Source organism: Rothia sp. HMSC068E02 (genome assembly GCF_001813565.1).
GTDB lineage: Bacteria > Actinomycetota > Actinomycetes > Actinomycetales > Micrococcaceae > Rothia.
Genome location: NZ_KV812882.1, coordinates 959803 through 984988, shown reverse-complemented (window position 1 = coordinate 984988; position 25186 = coordinate 959803). Strand labels below are relative to the sequence as shown.

The window sequence follows — 25186 nt, the reverse complement described above, 5'->3', positions numbered from 1 at the left end:
TGTGCCACAATAGATAGGTACTGATTAGAGGAGGACACATGCAGGAAGAAACTCGCGCCAACCGATACCTTGTGCCGCGCGGCGATGAGCCCTATGAGAGCCTCCTCGAAATTAAGCGTAGCGAATTTATTGGTCACATCAAGCGCGTGAGTACCGTTGAGGAGGCGCGCGCCTACATTGAGTCGGTGCGCAAGACCTACCACGATGCCCGCCACGTGTGTTCGGCGTTCATTATTGGTGCTGACCGCGATATTCAGCGTTCCTCCGATGATGGTGAGCCCGCCGGTACCGCCGGTGTGCCGATGATGCAGGCGCTGCTGGCGCGTCAGACCCGCGAGGACGGCACCACCGACCTGTCGGATGTGGTTGCGGTGGTCGTGCGCTATTTCGGTGGCATTAAGCTTGGCGCGGGCGGTTTGGTGCGCGCCTACACTGATTCGGTGGTGCAGACCCTGGATGGTGCGCTATTCGATTCGCGTGAGCGTCTGCGTGTGGGTCAGGTGCCCAGTTCGCATGCGGATGCTGGCCGCCTGGAGAACGAGATTCGTGCCGCCGGTCTGAATGTGCTGGGTACCGAGTACGGTGCGGAGGGTGCCACGATTTCCTTGGGCGTGTTTGACCGCTCGGAGGAGCTGGCGCGTGCCGAGGAGCTGGTGGTGAGCCTGAGTTCCGGTGCGGCGAGTGTGACCTGGGGGGACACGCAGTGGGTGGATTTGCCGGTCTAGGTTACCGCTCCCTATATTCTCGGTCTTAGATTTCCGGTCCCAGATTTTCGGGCTAGAGCGCCCGTGTAAAGCCCCCAAAACCCAAAAGATAGTCCAACCTTAGTTAATAGTTACTCTAACCCTAGTAATTGCCCGCTAAAGCTGATAGCCTAAAAAGCGTTGCGGAACGCACACGCCCCTCCACGGCACGGGCAACGGGTTCATTACCAGCGGTAACCCAGCCCGGCGCCTCCACGAGGCAACGCGTGCGCCCGCACCGACGGGCAGGGCTCAACGCTGACATCTCAGCGCCGAGAACTGGGTACTATCTCAGCGCTGAGGTCCTGATGCTGACGTCTTGAAGCTATAGCTTAGCTGCTCAAGGAACGAGGCACAGCTGAATGCCGGTACTATACGACCCGGCAGACGGTAGTGTGTGCACGAACCATCTGCCGGTAGGCGCTGAGCCCCGCCCGTCACCTTACGAAGAATCAGCTAACGAACGCTCTGAAGAGCTCAAGGTCGTGAAAACGTGACGCAGTCGGGAACCTACTATCAACAAGTAGACGAACAAGCAGGCAAAAACTCATCAGAGCAGTCCGCGGGCAGCCGCGGCGGCACCGCAACTCTCAACCGCCAGGGAGCGCGCCTCCCCAAGATGGGCACTGTCGAGCAGCTTGAACCCGCCACCGTCGCCCAGCTACTCAACGCCTACCGCCAGCAGAACCTCGGCACCCTACTGAGCGTGCTCACGCAGCGTCCGGCAGAATTTGCTCGCCAGCTTGGCAGGCTCTGCCGCGTCTTCCCCGAACATGTTCACGCTATCGCCCAGGCGTTCGGCGCCGTGGGTCGTGCCCTGCCCATTGACGAGCTGGTGCGCCTGCACAACCGCTACTCTAACGCCGCCCGCGGAGTTGGCGAACACCTCAGCCTGGACAACTCCGGTGTGGCGCACATGGTTCAGAGCCCAGCACTGAGCCGTGAAGGTGCGGGCCACCTGCTCATGGCGATTGAACTCTGCCTCGCCGGCAGGATGCGCGGGCTCACCATCGCCATGCCCGCCACCGAGGCATTCACTCCGGCTGAGCAGGCGCCGAGCCTCGGGTCCTGCAACCCCGCCCTGGACGGTGCCCTCAATGCTTTTGAACCGGCAGGCTGGGAGCCGTTCTCCCTGGACGGCAGCGAAGTGTTGCTCGCGACCGGTGTGCGCGATGTACCCGACGGCTATGAGCTGTCCCTCTGGCTGCTCGATGACGACTATCAGTGCCGCGCCCGCATTGAGCGAGGCGCCCCGCAGGTGTGCGTGGCAAGCTTCTACGATGAAGAAGTCATCACCCGCACCGTGGAAGAAACCGGGTCGGGCGAAGCCGGTCTGGTCGAGAACTACCGCGTGGAGGAGTACGCGGAACTGGACTTCCTCAACGCCATGGACCGGCAGGTACGCTACGTGGCGGTCACCGCCGCGGTGGGGGAGCCGCTGCTGTCTGTGCTGAACGAGAAGAGCGCGGTGCCGAATAGTATTCCCGACCCTGCCGCTTTTGCGAACGGTGCGAGCACCTCCCGGTTCGCGAGGAGTGCCCGCCCGGATATCCGCACCGCCGCCGTGGTCGGTAAGGGCCTGCGCACCATCAATCACCGCGGCATGCTGCCGGTGTTGAGCGTGCCGAACCGCACCGTGTGCGCGGTGATTGACCTGTATAAGCAGCGCATCTGCGTGCCGGGTGTGGGTATTCCGCGCGGGCTGAGCGTGGAGGATGAAGAGCGCACCATGCAGCTGATTTTGAGCGCCCTGAACGGGTACCTTCCGCTGACGAACCGGGCGCTGATGAGCCTCGCCGGAGCCACCGTGGAGGTGCGCTAAATCCTTACCTGCGAGGTGCCCCACTGGTATGTGGTCACCGGTGGGGCAGGGGGTATCGTAGCGAGTGCATTGCGCGTGATTATATTGCGCCAGCAGAAAAGGGCGACCAATCCTGAGGCGCATTGGGCGGCTTTCCCCTAGGATGGATACATGAGTTACGCACCCGAAATTAACCGCATCGTCGCCCCCTTTGAAGTGGTCAGCCCCTTCCAGCCTGCCGGTGATCAGCCGAAGGCTATCGCCGAGCTCACCGAGCGTGTACAGAACGGTGAGAAAGACATTGTGCTGATGGGCGCTACCGGTACCGGTAAGTCCGCGACCGCAGCCTGGCTGATTGAGGCGGTGCAGCGTCCGACTCTGGTGCTCGTGCAGAATAAGACTCTGGCGGCGCAGCTGGCGAATGAGCTGCGCGAGCTGCTGCCGAATAATGCGGTGGAGTATTTCGTCTCGTACTACGACTACTACCAGCCCGAGGCGTACGTGCCGCAGACCGATACCTTCATCGAGAAGGACTCCTCCATTAACGAGGAGGTGGAGCGTCTGCGCCACTCGGCGACGAACTCCCTGCTGACCCGCCGTGACGTGGTGGTGGTTGCGACCGTGTCCTGCATTTACGGTCTGGGCACGCCCGAGGAGTACATTAAGCAGATGGTGACTTTGCGTCGCGGTGAGGAGATTGACCGCGACGAGTTGCTGCGCCAGTTCGTGGCGATGCAGTACGCGCGTAACGACATGGACTTTCACCGCGGCACGTTCCGTGTGCGTGGCGATACCGTCGAAATCATCCCCATGTACGAGGAGAACGCGATCCGCATCGAGTTCTTCGGTGATGAGATTGAGGCGATTTACACCCTGCACCCGCTGACCGGCGAGGTGATTCGCGAGGAAGAAGAAATGTATGTCTTCCCCGCAAGCCACTATGTTGCCGGTGCCGAGCGTATGGCGAAGGCTATTACCTCCATTGAGGATGAGCTGCGCGAGCGCCTGCAGACCCTCGAGTCCCAGGGCAAGCTGCTGGAGGCGCAGCGTCTGCGTATGCGCACCACCTACGACCTGGAAATGATGGAGCAGATGGGCTTCTGCAATGGCATTGAGAACTACTCGCGCCATATTGACGGTCGTGCCCCCGGTAGCGCCCCGAACTGTCTGCTGGATTATTTCCCGGATGATTTCCTGCTGATTATTGACGAGTCGCACGTGACGGTCCCGCAGATTGGTGCCATGTACGAGGGTGATATGTCCCGTAAGCGCACCCTGGTTGAGCACGGTTTCCGTCTGCCGTCGGCGATGGATAACCGCCCGTTGAAGTGGGAGGAGTTCCTGGAGCGTATCGGTCAGACGATTTACCTTTCGGCGACCCCCGGTAAGTATGAGCTGTCGCAGGCTGATGGTTATGTGGAGCAGATTATTCGCCCGACCGGCCTGATTGACCCGGAAATCGTGGTCAAGCCGACCAAGGGTCAGATTGATGATTTGCTTGAGGAGATTCGCGTGCGCGTTGAGCGTGATGAGCGTGTGCTGGTCACGACCCTCACGAAGCGCATGGCGGAGGATTTGACCGAGTACCTGCTGCAGCACGGCGTGAAGGTGCAGTACCTGCACTCTGACGTGGATACTCTGCGCCGTGTGGAGCTTCTGCGTGAGCTGCGCCTGGGCACCTTTGATGTGCTGGTTGGTATTAACCTGCTGCGTGAGGGCCTGGACCTGCCCGAGGTGTCCCTGGTTGCGATTCTGGATGCCGATAAGGAAGGCTTCCTGCGTTCGACCACTTCGCTGATTCAGACGATTGGTCGTGCAGCGCGTAACGTGTCCGGTCAGGTGCACATGTACGCCGATAAGATTACGGATTCTATGCGCGTGGCGATTGATGAGACGAACCGCCGCCGCGAGATTCAGCAGGCGTACAACCGTGAGCACGGCATTGACCCGCAGCCTCTGCGGAAGAAGATTGCCGATATTACGGATGTTCTCGCCCGCGAGGAAGAGGACACCCGCGAGCTTCTGCAGCAGCGTAAGAGCGGTAAGAAGGGCGCCCGCACGGTGAGCGCGGGTGCGAAGACCGGTTCTGCGACCTCGTCGAAGATTGCCACGAGCACCCCGGAGTCGGAGGAGCTTCTCGCCCGTGCGGAGGCGCGCGTTCGTGCGGACGGCCTGGCGGCGGCACCCGCTGAGGACCTGCTGGATTTGATTGAGCAGATGAACGAGCAGATGCGTGTGGCGGCGGAGAACCTGCAGTTTGAGTTGGCGGCGCGTCTGCGTGATGAGCTTGCCGATTTGAAGAAGGAGCTGCGCCTGATGAAGGAGGCGGGTCACGCCTAAGCCCGGTGTTCTAAGCCCGGCGTTTAGGGGCCGACGTGGGTTTTTCGCCATGAGGTAACTCATTGTTCATGAAGTTCTACTGAGTGCAGATACATGCTGTACACTATCAAGGTGTTTTACGTGTCAAATAACACCTTGATGCTTCCGAACGATAAAGAAAAATCTGTGACTATTTCGAATAACTCTTCAGACGCACACACCATGGGAGCTCGTTCCGTTACCCGCCGCAACCTCACCCGCGGTGCGCTCTGGGCTGTGCCCGCTATTGCCGCCTCCACGGCGGTACCCGCATTCGCTGCTTCGGCTGATGATTGCAAGACGGTACACGGCCCGGACTTCACCCAGGTCGGTGGCTGGATGATCACCAACCCCGCCAGTGGCGCCCTGCAGTCGCGCACCAAGAACAAGCCCGTGACTGCGCCGGAGACCGGTCAGGCGTGGTGGTCCATGGAGAATGCAACCTCCCCGAACCCCGCAACGATCCGCCTCATGTCCGTGTACGAGGCGACTCACGGCCCCGAGGGCGACCTCAACCTGAACTGCGGTGAGTTCGTGATGACCTACAACGTCTCCGCCCTGGAGGCGACGACCGGCACCACGCACCTGCACCCGTCCATGGACATTTACCTCTTCTCGCCCGAGGGTAAAATCATTGACCGCCAGATTTTCACGACTGACCCGACCGGCAAGGCAACCGTCATGACCCGCAACGGCAAGACTCAGACCGTTCAGGGCCAGGTTATTCCGTTTGCGTCGAGCGTGAATGATAAGGCGACCGGCATCTCCGCGCGTTTTGCGTTGCGTGGCAATACGCTCATGGAAGGCATGTACCAGTTCGAGGTGGTTATTACCGTCCCGACGATTCAGGAGAACGGCACGCTTGATACGAACAAGCAGGTCAACGCGATTGCTTTCACCCCGCCGACCTTCAACATGGTCTCCTAACTGAATATCCTCATTGAATGAAATATAAAAGTAGCCCTCCCCGTAATAGTTCACGGGGAGGGCTACTTTTGTATGGGCTTGCTGCACGGTGTTGATCTGTGTAGTGCTGGTCTGCAATACGCCGCTCTACATGTTGTCAAACTAATAGTGGCGCCAGCTAGACCCCCAACTAGACAGCGTGTATTCGTCACGCAGAACGCCGCATCCGACAGGTCAACCCCGCCGGATGCGGCGTTTCGGTGCACCTAGCTCCTGAAAGTTCTCCCGGAGGGGCTCCTGTGCGAAAACCCCAACCTGCTGTATAATCGTTCACCGAGCAAGGGAGTATCCCACCAATCGACTCATCGTCAGCACGTTAGCCGAAGGCGCCTAACCGGTGAATCGAGCCGACCTCCATTCAGGCCGGCGGGAGAGACTTGTGGTCCTGTACGCACACCACAAGAAAGGCTCCCCATGGAAGTTACCGGGTTGCAATGGTTGGTTACTATTCTCATCATCGCGGGTCTGTTGGCCTTCGACTTCGTGTTCCACGTTCGTAAGGCGCACGAACCTTCCGTCAAGGAAGCGGCCATCTGGTCGAGTATTTACATCGGCATCGCGATGCTGTTCGGTCTGTATATTTTCGTGACGAACGGCCCCTCCGCTGCCACCGAATTCTATGCAGGCTACATCACCGAAGAAGCTCTCTCGGTCGATAACCTCTTCGTTTTCATGATTATTATGGGCACCTTCCGTGTCGCCCGTGAGAATCAGCAGAAGGTTCTGCTCTTCGGTATTGTCTTCGCGATCCTGGCGCGCGGCTCCTTCATCTTCGCCGGCGCAGCGATCATCAACTCCTTCGCTTGGGTGTTCTACATCTTCGGCCTGGTCCTGCTCATGACCGCAGGTAACCTGCTCAAGGACGAAATCACCGAAGGTGACGGCGATGACGAAGCCGACAACATCATGGTCCGCCTCGCCAAGAAGTACCTGAAGACCAGCGACCACTTCGACGGTGACAAGCTCTTCACCATCGAAAACGGCAAGCGCGTCATGACCCCCATGATGCTCGTCATGGTCGCTATCGCTGGTTCCGACCTGCTCTTCGCGCTCGACTCGATCCCCGCGATCTTCGGCCTCACCCAGTCCGTCTACATTGTGTTCACCGCGACCGCGTTCTCCCTCATGGGTCTGCGCCAGCTGTACTTCCTTATTGACGGCCTGCTGGACCGCCTCGTCTACCTCTCCTACGGCCTGGCGACCATCCTCGCGTTCATTGGTGTGAAGCTCATCCTGCACGCAATGCACGAGAATAACCTGCCGTTCATCAACCACGGCGAGCCCGTGCACGTGGTCGAAATCAGCACCGAAATGTCGCTGATGGTCATCGTGGGCGTCCTGATCATTACCGTGCTTGCCTCGCTGCTCAGCCCCAAGGGCCGCGCGCTGCAGACCATTCAGCGTGTTCAGGCGCTCTCCGAGAAGTACCTGGCACTGCCCGAGGATGCATCCGCCGCCGAGCGTGCGGACATCACCGCCCGCTGGCAGAAGGAAACCGAGAAGCTCAACGCCATTCCCGCCAAGCTGCGTGACGAGCTGATCGAGAAGGAAGACGAATACCACGCCCTCGTGATGCGTGCCCGCACCGCACAGGATGCGCATTCTTCCTCCTCGAAGTAGTTTGAGTTACTGAGCCTGCGGCCTCACCAGGCTAAGCGCTCACACGAAAGCCCCTCACACCGGATCAACCGGGGTGAGGGGCTTTCGCTGTATCAAAATATATTCGGGGATATACCCGGGGCAGAATGACTACCCGGCGAAGAATTACTGGTTGTGAACCTCAGCCAGCATGTTCTTCAGGTGACCCAGAATGGTCAGCGAGTCAGAACCGAAACCGTCGTGGTGGTGGGTCTTCGAGGTCCACACCTGAGTGTTGCCGACCCAGCGAGCGGTCTCCATGGAGTGCTCAAAGTCCACGTACACGTCCGGGTTGTACGCCGCAGCCACCACGGGAACCTCGTTCTTGTGCAGCTGTGCGTGGTCGTACAGGCGGCCCCAGTCCTTCTTCTCAGCCAGCAGGTTTGCAACCTCAGCCAGCGGACGCAGCGAGGGATCCTCCTCGTAGTACCAGGGGAAGATGTGCTCGCCGGTGAAGAGCAGACGGTCCGCATCCGGTGCGAACTCGGGGCGGGAAGCCGCCACGCGAGCAGCAGACCAGTTGGTCGGCGCGGGGGAGGGGGACAGCTCGTAGCCGGGGATGCCGGGCAGAACGCCGTCAGCGGGGCCGTCAGCGTAAATGGTCTCGTGCATCAGGGCGTACAGCGGGTTCGCCTGGAAGGTCACCTCGGCACCCATAGCGGTCAGGAACTGATCGGACAGGTGGTCGTTACCCTCAGCGAAAGCAGTCTCCAGGAAGTAGTGCAGACCGCGCTCGCGCCAGCGGCCACCCAGGAAATGGCCGGCCATCTGGAAGCGGTGGTCGGTCAGACGCTCACCGGTGGGCAGGTACTCCTTGTGGGTGCGCAGGTGCTCAGCAATGCGGGTAGCGAGCTCAGCGTCCTCGGGGAACCAGCTGTAGTACTCCTCAACACGTTCCTTCATGCGGTCGAAGGTGTGCTGGTAGACGTTGTCCACGGAGGTGCGAATCGGCGCCAGGCCCGCGGTGATGCGGCAGTCACGCAGCGACTGGGGTGCGAACGACAGGTAGGACAGGGTCAGGAAGCCACCGAAGGACTGACCAATGGTGGACCAGCGCTTGTCGGCACGGTCAGCCAGCAGCACCTCGCGGACAGCCTCCGCGTCAGCAATGATGGAGTCCGCACGGAACAGCTCAGTGTACTCAGCCTGAACCTGCGCGTCACCCACAGCGGTGATGTTGCGAGCAGACAGCGGGGAAGACATGCCGGTACCGCGCTGATCCAGAAGAACCACGCGGTGAGACTTCGCCAGCTCAGCAATCCAGCCGCCAATGGAGCCGGTCTTCGGCGAACCGAAACCGGGGCCGCCCTGCAGGTACACAATGTAAGGACGCTTATCAGCCGAAACGGTCAGAGTCTCGTTGGTGCTCACAACCTCGCGGGCGAACACGGTGATGGTCTGGTCCGCGAAACGGGAGGAGAGAGCGGCATCCTTGCCCTTGGAGAAAATCAGACCGTGGGTCAGGGGAACCTGGAACCAGTGGTCGGTAATCTCGTAGCCGTCGTGCTTGACGACCGAACCCTTGCGGTACTCAACCTTGGGAAGCGAAGAAACGGTCAACGGTGAACCTTCTTTCATTCAAATAGATAGATACTCTGTATTCTAGCCCACTATGGGCAACATCGTGGCAGAGCCTCAGGCGGAGTCTTAGAACTCGCCCACGCTCAGAATCTTCAGCACCGGGTAACCCGCCTCATCGGATGCCGCCAAATCAACCTCGGCACGAATACCGAAGTCAAAGTTATCTTCGGGGTCGGCGAAGCTCTGCTGAACCTTCCACACGCCCGGATGCGCGGCGGTGTCCTCATCCATGCTGACCAGGCGAGGCGAGCGCGCGTCGGCGTCCGTGTAGATGTCGTCGTAGGTGTCGAAGTAGTCGTCCATGGCGTCCGCCCAGCGGTCGGCATCCCAGCCGCACCACTCGTCCAGGGCACCCAGGGCACGGTCGCGTTCGTCGGCGAAGAGCTCCACTCGGCGGAATAGGGCGTTGCGCACCATCACGCGGAAGGCGCGCAGGTTCTTCGTCACGGCGGGAGGCTCTTCCTCCTCGATGGAGGCGTGCTCGGCGGCAATGGTCGCGGTGTCTTCGCCGGCAGCCAGCTTCTCCCACTCGTCCACCAGGGAGGAGTCGGTCTGGCGCACGAGCTCGCCGAGCCACTCGATAATGTCGTCAAGCTCGTCGGTCACGGCAGAATCGGGGATGGTGTGGCGCAGCGCCTTGTACGCGTCAGAGAGGTAACGCAGAAGCACGCCCTCGGCACGTTCGAGCGAGTAGTACTGCACGAAGTCGTTGAAGCCCATCGCGCGTTCGTACATGTCGCGCACAATCGACTTGGGGCGCGGCTCAAAACGAGCAACCCACGGCGCGGACTGCTTGTAGGTCGTGTACGCCTGATCAATGAGCTCCGCCAGAGGCTGCGGGTAGGTGACCTTGTCCAGCTCGTTCATGCGTTCGGTGTAGTCCACACCGTCCGCCTTCAACTGTGCCGACAGCTCGTTCTTCGCCTTGCGTTCCTGCGCGTACAGCACCTGGTTCGGTGATTCCAGGGTCGCCTCGATGAGGGAGAGCGCGTCCAGTGCGTAGCTGGGGGATTCGGGGTCGAGCAATTCCAGCGCGGCGACCGCAAAAGCGGACAGCGGCTGGTTCAGGGCAAAGTTATCCTGCAGGTCCTCGGTCAGGCGCAGGTAGGAGCCGTGCTCGTCCGGGGTGTTGGTTCGCTCAATCACGCCGCCGGTCAGCAGCTCCTTGTAGATACCAATCGCCTTGCGCAGCAGCTCGCGGCGGCGTGCCGGGCTCTCGTGGTTCTCCTGAATGATGCGGTACGCGGCAATGACCGGGTTCTCCGGGCGGTGCATCAGGTTCAGCAGCATCGAGTGGGTGATGTCGAAGGAGGAAGTCAGCGGCTCCGGGGCGGCCTCTACCAGCTGGTCGAAGGTCTTCTCGGACCAGCCAACGAAGCCTTCCGGCGCCTTCTTACGCTTGGAGGACAGCGACTGGTTAATGCGCTTGGTGTCGTCACCGAACTTCGCCTGAGCTTTAGCCAGCAGGCGAGCGTTCTCAATATCGTGCTCGGGTGCCTGAACCACCACGGTGCCGGCGGTATCAAAACCGGCGCGGCCTGCGCGTCCAGCAATCTGGTGGAACTCGCGGGCACGCAGACGGCGGCTGCGGGCACCATCAAACTTCGACAGCGCCGTAATCAGCACGGTACGAATCGGCACGTTAATACCCACACCCAGGGTGTCGGTACCGCAAATCACCTTGAGCAGACCCTCCTGAGCCAGCTGCTCCACGAGGCGGCGGTACTTGGGCAGCATACCCGCGTGGTGAATACCGATGCCGGCACGCACCAGCTTATTCAGTGCCTTACCGAAGCCCGGACCGAAACGGAACTTAGCAATCAGCTCGGCGATGCGTTCCTTATCTTCCTTCGAAGCAATAGCCACCGACAGCAGCGCGTTCGCCTGCTCCAGCGCTGCCTTCTGCGAGAAGTGCACAATGTAGACCGGGGTCTGCTTGGTCTGCACGAGCTCCTGCACGGTCTCCTGAACCGGGGTGGTGGAGTAGTAGAAGTGCAGGGGGATGGGGCGCTCGGAATGAGCCACCAGGTCACTCTCACGACCGGTCAGCGCCGTCATCTCCTCCTGGAAGCGAGTCGTATCGCCCAGGGTCGCGCTCATCAGCAGGAACTGCGCCTGCGGAAGCTCCAGCAGGGGAAGCTGCCACGCCCAACCGCGCTGCGGGTCAGAGTAGAAGTGGAACTCGTCCATGATGACCTGGCACAGGTCCGCATCCTTACCCTCGCGCAGGGCAATATTGGCGAGAATCTCCGCGGTGCAGCAGATAATCGGCGCCTCCGTATTAATGGCGGAGTCACCGGTAATCATGCCCACGTTCTCGGCACCAAAAATATTGATCAGGTCGAAGAACTTCTCAGACACCAGCGCCTTAATGGGGGCGGTGTAGTAGGAGCGCTGACCGGTCGCCAGGCCCGTAAAATGCGCGGCAACAGCCACAGTGGACTTACCCGAACCGGTCGGGGTTGCCAGCACCACGTTATGTCCGGCGGCAATGCTCAGAACGGCCTCGTCCTGGGCGGGGTACAGGGTCATGCCGCGGGTCGAAATCCACTCGGTGAACGCCTCATAGATTTCTTCGGCGGTGAGGGGGTTGCCCTTAAAATCGCGTCGATTGTAGTCGCCGGGATTCTCACCCAGCGTGGGAGAAAGAAAATTCAAAATACTCATGAGGATTCCAGTCTATCGGGAATAACGCGGGTGTGGGGGCGTTATCGTTACGAGGGAACAAACGGGTACTCGCGGAGTGTTTGTTGCATCTTTGCAGGGTGGTTCGCGGTTCCTTCGCGGGGCGTATATAGGGCGTTCGGGAGGCGCGGTGCCGCGCTAACGCGAGAATTCCCCAAATTCGTGTAGTGTAGAACAAAGCACTAAAAGTGCAGTGGTGCAAAAACATGGTGCTCAGAAGGTCGAAAACGTAGGCCTCCAAGCCGCATAAATTACCGCCTAGGTTCAAGTCCGCCGATTGATGCCGGACCATACTGTGCGGTCGATACACGCCCCAAAATACGTTGCATAAATAACGACACGCCCACCTATGATGCAAATAGTGTTGCGTGCCACATTGATAAAGGAATAGGGTAAGAGAAAGGAGAGACGTTGAATGACTGAATACAACGCTGACAAGGCACAAGAAAACGCCGCGCGTGAAGAAGCTACGCATGAAGAATCCATGCATAACAAAACCACGCAGGAAAAAGCCGCTCAGAAGAAAACTGCGCAGAAAAAAGCTGCACAGGAAGTAACCGGTAGCGAACAGCGCAAGGCAGAAGAGGAAGCCCTCAAAAAGCGCCTCGCCCTGCGCGTCACCGCACCCGGATACAAATACCCCTGGCACCGCTGGGCAATCCCCGTCCTGGGTGAAACCACCGCGGGTACCGGTGCGATTCTTATCCCCGTCATGGTGGGTCAATTCATCAACCAGCACATCGCCGGCAAAGCCCCCGACGCCTGGCCCATGTTCTGGGTGGTCGTCGCAGCCATCACCTTCATCGTGATCAACGAGTTCTTCGGCTGGGGCACCTCCATGACCCTCAGCGCGGAACTTGGCCGCGACTGGCGCATCTACATCAACCGGCTCATGGGGCGCACCCGCGCTGGCGTAGACTCCGGCGAAGCGGTCACCGTCATGAACAAAGACGTACGCCGCATTACGGACGTCTACTTCTCGTTGCCGCTATTCGTCAACGCCATGATCATCGCGACCCTCGGTGCCGTGCAGCTCTGGCTCATCAACCCCGTCACAGCGGTTGTCACCCTCATCGGCACGATTATCGTGGTTAGCGTTATCGCCTGGTACTCGACCTTCCTCGAATCCAAGATCGGCGAATACCGTGAAAAGGACGGCGAAGCCTCCTCACGCGCCTCCGATATCGCCACCGGTCTGCGCACCATCGCCGGCCTTGGCGCCGAAGAGCAGATGCGTGAACGCTACCACCGCGGCACCGACGAAGTCTTCGACAGCTACATGCGCTACGAAAAGACGCACCGCTGGATGTACCTCATCCGCGCGCTGCTCGGCGGTGCCGTGACCCTGCTCGGCATCGGCTTCGCCCTCACCGGCCACGTCGAAAACGGCCGCTGGGTCTCCGACACGCCCGCCGCGTCCCTGGTGACCGTCGCCTCCATTATTGCGATGATGGGCGGCCCCATCTGGATTACCCAGAACTTCCTCACCGCATGGCGATACGCCAAGATTGCGCTCGCCAAGGTCGCCCGTCTCGAAGGTCACGCGGGCGTACGCCAGGGCGTGCTGAAGAGCCCGCGCACCGACGAAGAAATGGCGCAGCTGGCACGCGCCGAACAGGCAGTCGAGGCGAGCACCCTCGAGGTGCCCGTACCCGTTGCCCCCGCCGGTGCAAGCAACCCGCGCATCGTGTACGTCAATCCGCGCGACTACAACCTCACCGCGCAAGACTACGCCGAGGCGCTCGCCCGCACCCTACGCCGCGGGGGAGAGGACCTCAAGGACGCCTCCGGCCGCCGCGTGCTGCTGAGCGAACCCAACCCCATGATTTTTGCGGGAACCCTGCAGGAGCACCTGCGCCTGGGCACCGTGCCGAACCCCGACGAGGAGCTGGCACAGGCAAAGGATGAGGAGCTGCTGAAGATTACCGACTCCCGCGAAATCGCCTACCGACTGGGTGGACGCAACCCCGAAGACTACTTCGCCGCCCGCATCACCAGCGAAGGCGCGAACCTCTCCGGCGGTCAGCGTCAGCGTCTGGCACTCGCCCGCGCGCTCGCACAGGACGCACAGGTGCTCATTCTGACCGAGCCGCTGAACTCCGTGGACGAACCCAGCCAGCGCTACATCTACGATGCGATGGAAACCCAGATCGGTAGCGACCGCCTGCCCGTCGGCTACCCCGGCCTGCTGCAGGATTTGGAGCAGGTCTACGTTGTCTCCACGACCGCGGAGACGACCCGCCGCATGGAACGCGACGGCTACCCCGTCGCTCAGGCAGAAACCCCCGCAACCACTCAGAATCAGGAGGTGAACTAGCATGGCAAAGCAGCTCCCCATCGAAAGCCCCGCCTACGTGGCACGCCGCATGTGGAACTACCTCGCAGCGCATAAGGGGCGAGCCCTCTACACCTTCGTCATCTACATGGTCAGCACCCTCATGGGTGCGGTGGTGCCCCTGCAGATTGGTGCCACCGTGGACGACGTGGTGGCGGGTAAGTTCTCCAGCTACCCGTGGCAGCCGATTCTGATTATTCTGGCGGCGTTCATCGTGCAGGCAATAACCCTCATGGTCTCCTCGTACAGTGCGGCGCGACTGGGTGCGCTCGTCACCCGTGACGCCAACCAGGACACCCTCGACGGCACCCTCGACCTGGACGCACGCACCGTGGAAGAAGCCGGTAGCGGTGACCTGCTCACCCGCGTGACCGACGACCTCTCCTCGGCGGCGAAATCCGTCAGCGAGGATCTGCTCGGCGCGATTTACGTGCTGCTGTACTTCATTATCTCCACGCTCTCCCTGGCGTTCGTGAGCCCGGCAATGGGTCTGATTATGCTACCCATGATTGCCGGTCTTGCCCTCATCATGTCGAAGATGCTGCCGCTTATGGCGGCACGCAACCAGACCGCCCAGGAGCGCGTGAGCGACCTCAACAGCGTGCTGACCGAGAACATTCGCGGCACCTCCACAATCCGTGAGCTGGGCGTTCACACCGCCCGCGAAGACGCCTTCGCCGGTGAGAACAAGCGCCAGTTTGCCGCGCAGTTGGGCATGGTGCGCATCCGCCAGCTGTACTTCACCGTGGACGCTATTAACGCCTGGATCCCGACGGTTCTGTGCATGCTCTGGGGCGCCGCCTGCGTGGCTCTCGGCTGGGCTTCCTGGGGCGCCGTAGCGACCGCCTCGGTCATGGTTTTCAGCCTGCGAATCCTCGCCGACATGCTGAACCACCACGTGAGCAGCCTGCGCATCATGCTCGTGAATATGGGCCGCGTGTTCGGTGTGGTGTCCCTGGCGAAGAAGCAGCGTGAGGCGCGTGCACAGCACCGTGCCGAAGCGTTCGCCGCCGTGTCTGATGAAGCCGTGAAGAACCCGGAGTACGCCATTGACTGCACCGACGTCTCCTACGGCTACTCGCCGGACGCCCTGGTGCTTGAAGGTATCAACCTGAAGATTCGCCGCGGTGAGGCGCTCGCCCTGGTGGGCCGCTCCGGTTCGGGTAAAACGACTATGGCTCGTCTGATTGGTGGTTCGCTGACCGCCCTGGAAGGCACCATCACCGTGATGGGTCGCCCGGTCGGTCACGGCGACTTCCCGACCGATGCCGCCGCCGACGGCCGCCCGCGCCTGCTGGTCTGCACCCAGGAAGCGCACGTCTTCTTCGGTACTCTCGCCGATAACTTTACGGTGGTCGTGCCGGATGCAACCGTCGAGCAGATGGGCGAGGCGCTGGACGCTATCGGTGCCCGCTGGTGGCGCGACCTGCCGCAGGGTATGGATACTGTCGTCAGCGGCGCGGATTCGCCTCTGACTCGCGACCAGATTCAGCAGCTGGCACTGGCACGTATTGTGCTTGCTGACCCGCACGCCGTGATTCTGGACGAGTCCACCACCCAGCTGGAGCTCGCGGACGCAACCGAGTCCCTGAGCGCCGTGCTGGCGAACCGTGCGGTGCTGATCATTTCGCACGATGCGCGTATCGCCTCGCTGGCTGACCGCGCGGTCCTGCTGCACGAGGGTAGGATCATTGCGGAGGGTTCACCGGCAGAGATTTTCGCCCTGACCTAAGCTCTGAGGATAAGCCCGGCTGATAGTGCCCGGCACTGCGTGAAGCGGTGCCGGGCACTACTCGTTTAACGGGTGGTTTCCGCACAAGGGTGCACTGAAATCGGCGGCGGGAGCACTCGCAAGAGTGCAAGACTCAAACGAAAATTTCGGAGAGATTCACTTGTTACCCGCAGAACTTTTAGCTACGGAGAATCATTGTGATAACCTGGCAGAGCGATATGGGGTGCCTTGAGACGCCCGCGACCCGCTAACCCGCCCAACTGACCGCCCAACGAAGGGCTACGGCACAGCGAAGAGCTACAGCACAGCGGGCGCACGAAACGGCGTAATAACACTCAAGGCTGAGAGAATCACCCATTGAACCTGCTCTAGTTCGAACTAGCGAAGGGATTATCGATCATGGCAGAGCAGCCTACCGCGCCCTCGTGCGCACCCACCTCCAACCCCTCGACCCTCTCCAACCCTGCACCCGGCGCGAGCGCCTCCGGAGCATCCGGGGTACCCCAGACAGCTCGGGTGCCGAGGGTTCTCTCCATTGCCGGAACCGACCCCTCCGGCGGTGCAGGTATTCAGGCGGACCTCAAGTCCATTGCCGCATCCGGCGGTTACGGCATGTGCGTGACTACCTCACTGGTCGCCCAAAACACGTGCGGGGTTCGTGAAGTATTCACCCCGCCCCTGGAATTTTTGACCGCGCAGCTTGCCGCCGTTTTTGATGACGTCACGGTTGACGCCGTGAAAATCGGCATGCTCGGCGACGCAGACACGATCCGCACCGTCCGCACCTGGCTGAGCGAGCATCCGGTGCCCGTGGTTGTGCTCGACCCGGTCATGATTGCTTCCAGCGGTGACCGCCTGCTGCAGGCGGAAGCGGAGCAGGCGCTGCGCGATCTCGTGCCGCTCGTGAATGTGATTACCCCGAACATTCCGGAGCTTGCCGTGCTCTGTGAGAAGGAGCCCGCCCAGACTTTCGATGAGGCGCACGAGCAGGCGGCGAACCTTGCGGCGGCGACCGGAACTACCGTGATTGTGAAGGGCGGCCACCTGTGTGGTCAGGACGCCGGTAACACCGCGGTCTTCCCGGACGGCACCTGCGCGCACGTGCGCACCCCGCGTCTGGACAGCCGCAATACGCACGGCACCGGATGCTCCCTATCCTCTTCGCTGGCAACCCGCCTGGGAGTGGAGCTGCTCCAGCACGCCGAAGTCGCAGAACACACCGCAGAGCAGAGCGTTCTGACCAGCGAAGACACCCACCGCGCCCTGCAGTGGAGCACCCGCTGGCTCCACGAATCCATTGCCGCAGGTGCCGGGCTACAGGTCGGCTCCGGTGAGGGCCACGGCCCGGTGGACCACGCCGCCCGTGCCCGCCGCCTGGAGGCTGCCGCCTCCGCATACCCGTGGCATCACCTGCTCGCCACCACCGACTCTGAGGGCAATACTCTGGACGGCACCAGTCCGGAACGTCTGCTGCCGGTCAGCCCCGTACCTGCCGGTGAAGCCGTCGTAAAGCCCGCCGGTCCCTGGACCGCCGCCCTCTGGGCAGCCGGTGGCGAAACCTGGCACCAGATCCTGGACCTGCCCTTCGTGCGTGCCCTCGGTGACGGAACCCTCGACGAGGACCTGTTCGCCTTCTACCTGGACCAGGACGCCCTTTACCTGCGCGACTATTCGCGTGCGCTCGCGACTCTCTCGGCACGTGCTGATGCCGCTGAGGCGCAGGTGCACTGGGCCGCCGGTGCGCATGAGGCGATTGCCGCCGAATCGCAGCTGCACGAGGGCTGGCTGGCGAACCGTGCGCGTCTGGGTGGGCCCTCGCCGATTACGATGGGGTACACGAATTTCCTGCGTGCCTCCGCCGCTGGTGATGATTACGTGGTCGGTGCCGCCGCTATCTTGCCCTGCTACTGGCTGTACGAAGAGGTGGGCGCTGTGCTCTCCTCGCAGAATCATGCGGACCACCCGTACGCGGAGTGGTTGAGCATGTACGGTGGCGAAGAGTTCGCCGCCGATGTGGCGCGTAGCCTCGCGGAGGTGGAGCGTGCTTTTGAGGCGGCTTCACCGGCTCAGCGTGTCCGCGCGGCGCGGGCGTACCTGTCGGCGTGCGTGTATGAGCGTGAGTTCTTCGACCAGGCTCACCGGGCGCTGCGCTAGAGGCTCATGCGGGGTTCGGTTCGCCGGTGCTTTAGGTACCGATTTTTGGGCTGAATACCGCCCCGGCATGGTGCGAGATGGGTGATTGATGCTTCACCCAGACTGCCGCCGGTTCGGCGGTTGTGCCGGTTATGCTTAAGGCGTCGGTGAAAACCGTTTGCGGCAGGATTCCGGCCCTCACCCAACTGGCTGATGTACCTGCCGCGCCCGCACCTCTACGGTGTGTAGCCGACCTAGGAAAGTTTGGCCCGCCGCAACCACCTCATCCAACCCCCGCGGCGGGCCAAACGCCTTCCTTCCCAGTTTTCGGGGCTTCGTTTGAAAGCGTGTGGCGTGTAAATCCCGCATAGAAATATCCCGTGCAGATACTCTCATCTGCACGGGATATTTTGCTGTTCTGTTTTCTGCTCTGCCCTCGTCTATAGCCGCAGATTGGGTGAATCTTATGCGCCCTGGTTCTCACGAACCTCTTTCTTTTCCGCCTGGTAGCCGAAGCAGAACGCAGCGCCCGCGATCAGCGCCGCCAACCAGATGGAAAATACGCCAAACCATCGGGTGACAAGCGCCATGAGAATCACGCCAGCTATGAAAGAGGCGACTACGAGAGAGTAATCAATGGCTTTGAGCAGAGCCGTACGGCGCTGTGCCTTCGCCTCATTTTTTGTGTCTCCGTCGGGGGTTTTCCGCGTGAGGTACAGCGAACCGGCGGTGTACCAGGCACTGAGCATTTTGCGCCAGTTGCCGCTGGTCATGAAGAGCGAAAAGGGGTTTTCGCCAATGCGTGTATCCGCGAGGGCGTGAATCATCAGACCGACGGTGAACGCCAGCGCGCCCACCTGAAAGCTATTGCTCAGAGTTCTATCCATGAAGGGTACCGCGAAGCAGACCAGAAGGAACGGCAGGAGTGTGCCGATGCGCCAGTGTCTCATCCGGGCACGTTGACCGAGTAGATCATGAATGAAATGCCCTGCCAGATACCCGAAGCTGAAAAGAATAACGGAGAGCCAGCGCAGGTGCACCACATGCGGTGCGTCACGGTGCAGATCGGCGATGAGCAGAATAAAGTTACCGGTCTGCGTGGCAACGAGCGCTTCATAGTGGATGTGCGAGAAGACGTCCACTGCGCCGCCCAGGGAGGCGAGGAGCAGAGCCATGACGCGCCCGTAGCGTCGAGGTGCTGGGATGCGGTGTAGCATCTCGCGGAGGTGGTGTAGCATGCGCCTTCTCTCACGGTGGGTGGGTCTGTGCGTAGCAGTAATGCCGCTGGTTCCATGCTACGGCATAAGTCAGCAGGGTACCGGAGAGGATAAGCACCCCGCCGGGTAACCCCTGTTAAAGCGAAGGCCCCGAGCAGGTGTCTGCTCGGGGCCTGCATACTATTCGGTTTTTAGCTCGGGGAGAGTAGCTTACTTGCTCTCACCCTTGAGTGCACCCACGAGCGGACCAATCACGTCCATGGGCAGCGGGAAGACCACGGTCGAGTTCTGGTCGGCACCCAGCTCCAGCAGGGTCTGCAGGTAACGCAGCTGCAGGGAAGCGGGGGACTGGCTCAGAATGTCGGATGCTTCCTTCAGCTCGCTGGAGGCCTCCAGCTCACCGCGTGCCGAAATGATCTTTGCGCGGCGCTCACGCTCAGCCTCAGCCTCGCGAGCCATGGCGCGCTGCATAGCCTCGGGAATCTCAACGTCCTTGATTTCGACGAGCTCCACCTGAATACCCCACGGCTCGGTGCGGGAACCAATGATGGAACGCAGGTCCTCGTTCAGGTCCTCGCGGTGTGCGAGCAGGGTGTCCAGGTCAACGCGACCGAGCAGGGAACGCAGGGTGGTCTGCGCAATCTGGCTGGTGGCAATCGGGTAGTTCTCAACCTCAAGCACGGCGTTCTTGGCGTTGGTCACGCGGAAGAGGACCACGGCGTTCACGCGGGCGGGAACGTTGTCCTTGGTGATGACTTCCTGCGGGGGAATGGTCAGGGTGATGACACGCATATCAACGCGCTGCAGGGAGTCGACGAGGGGGAAGACGACGTTCAGGCCGGGCTTCAGCTCCGAACGCAGGTGACCGAAGCGGAAAGAGATGCCACGCTCGTATTCGGGGATGACGCGGAACATACGAATCAGAATAAAAAGAACAATGACGGCAACTGGGATGAGGATAGTTGCCAAAGTGACGGGATCCATGGTTTTCCTTCACAAATATTGGGGGAGGACGGTATGTGTGCCCACCTGCCCGCGCCTCGTACGGTGCAGGTAGTAGGGGTGCCCGGTACCGGGCTAAGTTTTAGGGAGTTTGGGGAGGGGAATTTTCCGTCCCGGCGCACATCGCGGCGGTCGGTGCTTTAGCGGCACCCCGCATGGAAAACTCAAAAGAGGAATAAAAGAGAAATCCACACGGGGTCGCCGCCGAAGCTAACAGACGGGACCAATCAACCGGTCAGCCGCCGGAACGGAAAAACTTGTGCAGCGCTACTTCTTCGCCATCTGCTCTGCCAGCTTTTCGGCAGCCTCAACCTCAGCCAGGTTCTGCTCCTGCAGGACCTCATTCGTGGTCTTATGCAGACGCGGAACCGAGGTGCCGGTACCGCTCCATGCGGGGCGGTCCGGGTCGAGGGCAGAGGTACGAACCGGCAGGGTTGCATCCGCAATCATCTGCTTGCGGGTCTGCTCGGTACGGCGCTTACGCTCATTCGACACGCCACCCCACTTCGCCGCGAAACGGTCCATCTTCACGTTCACCGATTCGTCAGCGGTGGATGCGTGAATATGCTTCGGATCGTTCTCGAAGTTCGCGGGGGAACGCATGAGCTTCACAGCCAGCGGGTAGGTCAGCGACAGGCAGACCACCGCGGCGGCACCCTCCACCAGAAGCTCCAGCGGGGAGTGCCAGACGATGGCGGCACCAATCAGGATGACCACACCCAGCAACGAGACAGCAACCGCCAGCCCGCGGTGGAAACGACCCGACTCGGAGTAGGGCCATTCGTCCACTTCACGGGTGAGCTCGCGGCCGTTCGCCGAGACGGTGCAGCTGTCCTTAATCGGGCAGGTGTTGCACACGCTGGGCTTGGCGCGGTAACGCATCACTCGGTTATCCGAGTCGAATGCGGTCGCCCACAGCCACTGGTCTTCGGGGCAGAGCCACGCGTCGCTCTCTTCGTGGTAGGTGAACCCGAAGGTTCGCGCCGCCACCATGCGCTGGCTGGTGCGCTTGGCGAGAATATCGAAGCCCCAACCCACGGCGACCAGGCCGAACGCGTACACGCAGGCCAGCCACACGAGGAAAGAAACTCCAGCAATCTGCTCAGGCATGGTTAGCCTCGACGATCGCTACGGTAGGGGCTGGTCTGCTCGGGCAGCTCCTCGGCAGCCTTAGCGCCGGCGAACTCTGCGATGCGAGCGTCCTCAACCACCTCGTACAGCGGCGGTTCGGGCAGCTCCAGGACGGTTTCCTTAGCGTTCTTGGAGAAGATCTCCTTGATACCCAGCAGCGCCAGCTTAATCAGCGGGATAATGCCGACCAGGAAGATGACGTCACCGGGCATACGCATCCAACCCATCACGGCGGAAGCACCGTCGTGAATGAACGCGAAGGAACGAGCCTCGTAGTAGCCTTCACCCACGGACTTGTACAGCTGAGCAATACCCAGCGGCAGCAGCGAGATGAAGGACATCCACAGCAGACCAATGTTCAGGGTCCAGAAGGAGAACTTCAGACCCTTCTCAGGCCACTTGTCCTCAGGGATCAGGTAGCGCAGACCAAATACAGCGAACGCGATTGCGAGCATACCGTACACACCCATCATGGATGCGTGTGCGTGGTTTGCGGTCAGCGCGGTACCAATCTCGAAGTAGGACACGATCGGCAGGTTAATCAGGAAGCCGAACACACCTGCGCCGAGGAAGTTCCAGAAGCCCACAGCAATCAGGAACATGACAGCCCAACGGTGCGGGAAAGGCTTGGTGCGGTTGGAGTACTGGCGAGCACCCAGCTGCATGAAGCCCCACGCCTCAACGGTCAGGAAGGTCAGCGGGATAACCTCAGCAGCCGAGAAGAACGCACCGAATGCCATCTGCTCGGAGGGGGTACCGACGAAGTAGGTGTGGTGCAGAGTACCGATCACACCACCGGCGGAGTAGAGCACGGCGTCCATCATGATGATGGAGATCGCGATGCGCTCGCGGACCACGCCGAGCAGCACGAAGATGTACGCCACCATGACGGTGGTGAACAGTTCGAGGAAGTCCTCCACCCAGAGGTGAACCACCCAGAATCGCCAGAATTCGGCGACGGTCACGTGAGTACGCTGACCTGCGAGCAGGCCGACCGCGTAGAACATGGGGATGGCGAGGCCGGAGAAGAGGAACAGCCACGGCAGGGAGGTCTTCTTCGAGCCCTTCAGGCGAGCAGAGAGGGTACGCCAGACGATGACAATCCAGATGAACATACCCGCGGTGAGCAGGATCTGGAAGAATCGCGGCAGGTCCAGGAACTCCCACTGCTGCGAGAAGAAGCCGGTGAATTCCTTGGGGATGAGGCCCTTCTGAGAGAACCATTCGTTCAGCAGCGAGCCGAGGACCACGAAGACCACGGCGCCGATGAGAACATAGGTGAGCAGACCCTGCTTCTTGGGTTCGCGGCGGGTAATCAGCGGGGCGATGAAGATACCGCCCGCCAGGAACGCGCCTGCGGTCCAGAAGAGGGAGAGTTGAAGGTGCCAGGTTCGGGATACCGTGTAGGGCAGCAACTGGCCCATGTCGATACCGAAGAATCCGGTGAGTTCTTCACGGTAGTGCTCGGTGAGCGCACCCACCAGAGCCTGCAGCAGGAACAGCACCAGGATCGTTGCGAAGAGCAGGCAGGCTGCCTTCTGCGAGGGGGTCAGGCGAACTTCGTCGGGCTGACGGAAGTCGAGGACGGGTGCCTCTTCCGCGTGCCAGCCGATAGCGCGGGACCAGCGGCCGTAGATGGCGAACATCAGACCGGTACCACCGATGAGGGCAATCAGGGAGAGTGCAGACCAGACCATCAGATCCGCGGTGGGCTTGTTGTCCACGTTGGGTTCGGAGGGCCAGTTGTTGGTGTAGGAGTAGGGCTGGTCGGGGCGGTCTGCCGCCGATGCCCACGCGGTCCAGCCGAAGAATGCGACGATGTCGTGCAGTTCTTCGTCGTTCTTAATGGCGTTGGGGAACAGGCCCTGCGAGGTGTCACCCTTCATCAGGGTTTCGCGGTAGTGCTTGAGCATGAGCTGGTAGCCCTTGGTCTCACCAGCGGACCAGGTGATGGTCTTAGTCTGCTCGTCGTACTTGTTCTCCTTGCGCCACTCGTTCTTGACGAGCTCGCGGGGGTCCTGCTTGCCCTGTTCACGGTACTCCTTGACAGCAGCATCGGTGGTCAGGCGCAGGTATTCTGCAGTGTAGTCGGGGCCGAGGTAGGCACCGTGGCCGAGGACGGATCCGTACTGCTGCAGGCCGCGTCCCTGGAACAGTTCCTGACCGTGCAGGATCTGTTCTTGGGTTGCGATAGTTTTGCCGTCGTTGCCGACGATTTTATCGGGGAGCGGCATGGAGAGTGCGTAGGTGCGCATTGCAAGGACTGCCATAATGGTGAAGCCCAGGAGCATCACAAACGCAACAGCCTGTACCCAGCCTTTTCCGGCATAGGCACCGACCGTGTCTGAGCGGCGGGCAATCTTTGCTGCCTGCGCACGCGAGACGGGTTTTGTAGCCATAGTGTATGTCTCCAGTGTGCGTGGATTGTGTAGGTGGAGTGGTTCCGACGCACATCCGCTGGAGGGGCGGCTCACTATGTTCAGGGTGAATCGTCCTTGAGGGAGGTGCGACAGCCCACCCTGCTCTCATTTTTGCATATTAAATGCGTATTTACGAAACTTTGCTGACGTATCGTCACAATATGACAGGCGTATTCAGGCATAAAAGCCACAGTTACAAGGCAAAAAAGTTCGAATGTTACGTTGAGGTTGAATCCTTAGCTTCCGTGACTACTTACCAGCCTGCAACGGGGGAACATAGGGCGGAAGCTATGCAGGCTCCCTCAATCAGGACTCTTACTCGGGTTCCTACTCGGGCTTCTACTTGAGCTTCTACCGGAAATCTTGCCGAAATTATTGGTGGGAGGCGCATCCCAGCATGTGGAAGGGGAATGCGGCACCCCTCACGTTCCTACACTCGGGTGTGGAATAATAAAACTCGGTACTACTAAACACAGTACAAATTTTTTCAGTACAGATTCTGTGCACCCACACGGTGTACCCTCAGAAGGGGCCACTCACCCCGCACCCACGGCGGACCGCCGCCACAGCCCGCAATCTATCGGCACCTCAGGAGAGTTCACGTGCTTCTCTACAAATCCACCCAGAAAGCAGTCACCGGAATCCTGCGCACCGTCTTCCGCGCCCGCGTGACCGGACTCGAAAACTTCCCCGCCACCGGCCCGGTGATTGTCGCCTCCAACCACCTGTCCTTCCTGGACTCCATCATTATTTCCGCCATGATGCCGCGCCGCGTGGCGTTCCTCGCCAAGGCTGAGTACGTGAACACCCCCGGCCCGCGCGGCAAGATGATGAAGGCATTCTTCGAAGCCGTGGACATCATTCCCGTGAACCGCTCCGACCGTTCCGAATCGCTCAAGGCACTCGATATTGCCCTGGAGAAGCTGCAGGAGGGTAAGGTCTTCGGCATTTACCCCGAGGGCACCCGCTCCCGCGACGGCTACCTGTACCGCGGCAAGATTGGTGTGGCGTGGCTGGCGCACATGACCGGCGCGCCCGTGGTTCCGGTTGGTCTGATTGGCACCGACCGCCTGCAGAAGCCCGGCTCGAACATGATTTACCCGCGCCGCTTCACGATTCGTGTGGGCAAGCCGCTCTACTTTGAGAAGACCGGCGAGAAGATGACCGGCAAGCAGCGCCGCGTCACCACCGACACGATCATGAATGAGATTGCTCAGCTGTCCGGTCAGGCACGAAAGCACGAGTACAACGTTTCGCCCTCAGCCGCACGTGACGCAGGCTAGGGCACTCGCCGCCTATACCGCGTAGACTTAAACCGCGCATTCACACACCGACCCCGCGCTTTGGGGGAGATGGGTGCAGGATGCGCGGTTTGTCGTATGCGTGAGCCTGGGATGTCCCCGGTAGCCCCAGCAGCGGCAACCCCGCAGAAAGTCCAGTAGAA

15 protein-coding genes and 1 riboswitch are annotated in these 25186 nt (G+C 60.9%); of the genes, 9 read left to right on the top strand and 6 right to left on the bottom strand.

Going from position 1 to position 25186, the window contains the following annotated elements; translation table 11 throughout:
* Window positions 1-38: 38 nt before the first annotated feature.
* From HMPREF2919_RS05495 to HMPREF2919_RS05475, 5 genes are all read left to right on the top strand, one after another.
* Window positions 39-725: an IMPACT family protein gene (locus HMPREF2919_RS05495; RefSeq protein WP_049353142.1), complete on the top strand. Its 687-nt coding sequence runs from the start codon at window positions 39-41 to the stop codon at window positions 723-725.
* 637 nt (window positions 726-1362) lie between these two features.
* On the top strand, window positions 1363-2565 hold the full coding sequence (locus HMPREF2919_RS05490; protein ID WP_246824056.1) for a 2-oxoglutarate dehydrogenase: 1203 nt from the start codon (window positions 1363-1365) through the stop codon (window positions 2563-2565).
* Between the two features lie 150 nt (window positions 2566-2715).
* Window positions 2716-4884, top strand: coding sequence for an excinuclease ABC subunit UvrB (uvrB, locus tag HMPREF2919_RS05485; protein ID WP_070666709.1), 2169 nt, complete (start codon window positions 2716-2718; stop codon window positions 4882-4884).
* Between the two features lie 165 nt (window positions 4885-5049).
* Window positions 5050-5829 carry an ornithinee aminotransferase gene (locus tag HMPREF2919_RS05480; protein WP_246824055.1) on the top strand — a complete coding sequence of 260 codons (780 nt, stop codon included), beginning with the start codon at window positions 5050-5052 and terminating at the stop codon, window positions 5827-5829.
* A gap of 453 nt (window positions 5830-6282) precedes the next feature.
* Window positions 6283-7488: a TerC family protein gene (locus HMPREF2919_RS05475; RefSeq protein ID WP_070506435.1), complete on the top strand. Its 1206-nt coding sequence runs from the start codon at window positions 6283-6285 to the stop codon at window positions 7486-7488.
* Between the two features lie 144 nt (window positions 7489-7632).
* On the opposite strand, the gene HMPREF2919_RS05470 is transcribed toward HMPREF2919_RS05475, so the two are convergent.
* Window positions 7633-9084 carry an alpha/beta fold hydrolase gene (locus HMPREF2919_RS05470; protein ID WP_049341330.1) on the bottom strand — a complete coding sequence of 484 codons (1452 nt, stop codon included), beginning with the start codon at window positions 9082-9084 and terminating at the stop codon, window positions 7633-7635.
* A 69-nt stretch (window positions 9085-9153) separates the two neighbouring features.
* Window positions 9154-11754: a DEAD/DEAH box helicase gene (locus HMPREF2919_RS05465; RefSeq protein ID WP_070666703.1), complete on the bottom strand. Its 2601-nt coding sequence runs from the start codon at window positions 11752-11754 to the stop codon at window positions 9154-9156.
* A gap of 433 nt (window positions 11755-12187) precedes the next feature.
* Between HMPREF2919_RS05465 and HMPREF2919_RS05460 the strand changes: the two genes are divergently transcribed.
* From HMPREF2919_RS05460 to HMPREF2919_RS05450, 3 genes are all read left to right on the top strand, one after another.
* Entirely contained in the window at window positions 12188-14089 is a 1902-nt protein-coding gene (locus HMPREF2919_RS05460; RefSeq protein ID WP_070666700.1) for an ABC transporter transmembrane domain-containing protein, read from the top strand.
* Window position 14090: 1 nt separating this feature from the next.
* The gene (locus tag HMPREF2919_RS05455) at window positions 14091-15839 is read left to right on the top strand and encodes an ABC transporter ATP-binding protein (protein ID WP_070666697.1); all 1749 of its coding nucleotides are present in this window, start codon (window positions 14091-14093) and stop codon (window positions 15837-15839) included.
* Window positions 15840-16048: 209 nt separating this feature from the next.
* A riboswitch (TPP riboswitch) is annotated at window positions 16049-16247 on the top strand.
* Window positions 16239-17993: a bifunctional hydroxymethylpyrimidine kinase/phosphomethylpyrimidine kinase gene (locus tag HMPREF2919_RS05450; RefSeq protein WP_246824054.1), complete on the top strand. Its 1755-nt coding sequence runs from the start codon at window positions 16239-16241 to the stop codon at window positions 17991-17993. It overlaps the preceding riboswitch by 9 nt.
* 443 nt (window positions 17994-18436) lie before the next feature.
* Here the strand turns inward: HMPREF2919_RS05450 and HMPREF2919_RS05445 are convergent, their stop codons facing one another.
* From HMPREF2919_RS05445 to HMPREF2919_RS05430, 4 genes are all read right to left on the bottom strand, one after another.
* On the bottom strand, window positions 18437-19147 hold the full coding sequence (locus HMPREF2919_RS05445) for a YoaK family protein (RefSeq protein ID WP_158676578.1): 711 nt from the start codon (window positions 19145-19147) through the stop codon (window positions 18437-18439).
* Window positions 19148-19399: 252 nt separating this feature from the next.
* Window positions 19400-20173, bottom strand: coding sequence for a slipin family protein (locus HMPREF2919_RS05440; protein WP_005506196.1), 774 nt, complete (start codon window positions 20171-20173; stop codon window positions 19400-19402).
* A 285-nt stretch (window positions 20174-20458) separates the two neighbouring features.
* Window positions 20459-21301 (bottom strand): transposase, encoded by an 843-nt coding sequence (locus HMPREF2919_RS05435; RefSeq protein WP_070666692.1) that lies wholly within the window; start codon window positions 21299-21301, stop codon window positions 20459-20461.
* A 2-nt stretch (window positions 21302-21303) separates the two neighbouring features.
* On the bottom strand, window positions 21304-23721 hold the full coding sequence (locus tag HMPREF2919_RS05430; protein WP_005509139.1) for a nitric-oxide reductase large subunit: 2418 nt from the start codon (window positions 23719-23721) through the stop codon (window positions 21304-21306).
* Window positions 23722-24344: 623 nt separating this feature from the next.
* On the opposite strand from HMPREF2919_RS05430, the gene HMPREF2919_RS05425 reads away from it, so the two are divergent.
* Window positions 24345-25025 carry a lysophospholipid acyltransferase family protein gene (locus HMPREF2919_RS05425; RefSeq protein ID WP_049359481.1) on the top strand — a complete coding sequence of 227 codons (681 nt, stop codon included), beginning with the start codon at window positions 24345-24347 and terminating at the stop codon, window positions 25023-25025.
* The last annotated feature ends 161 nt before the right edge of the window (window positions 25026-25186 follow it).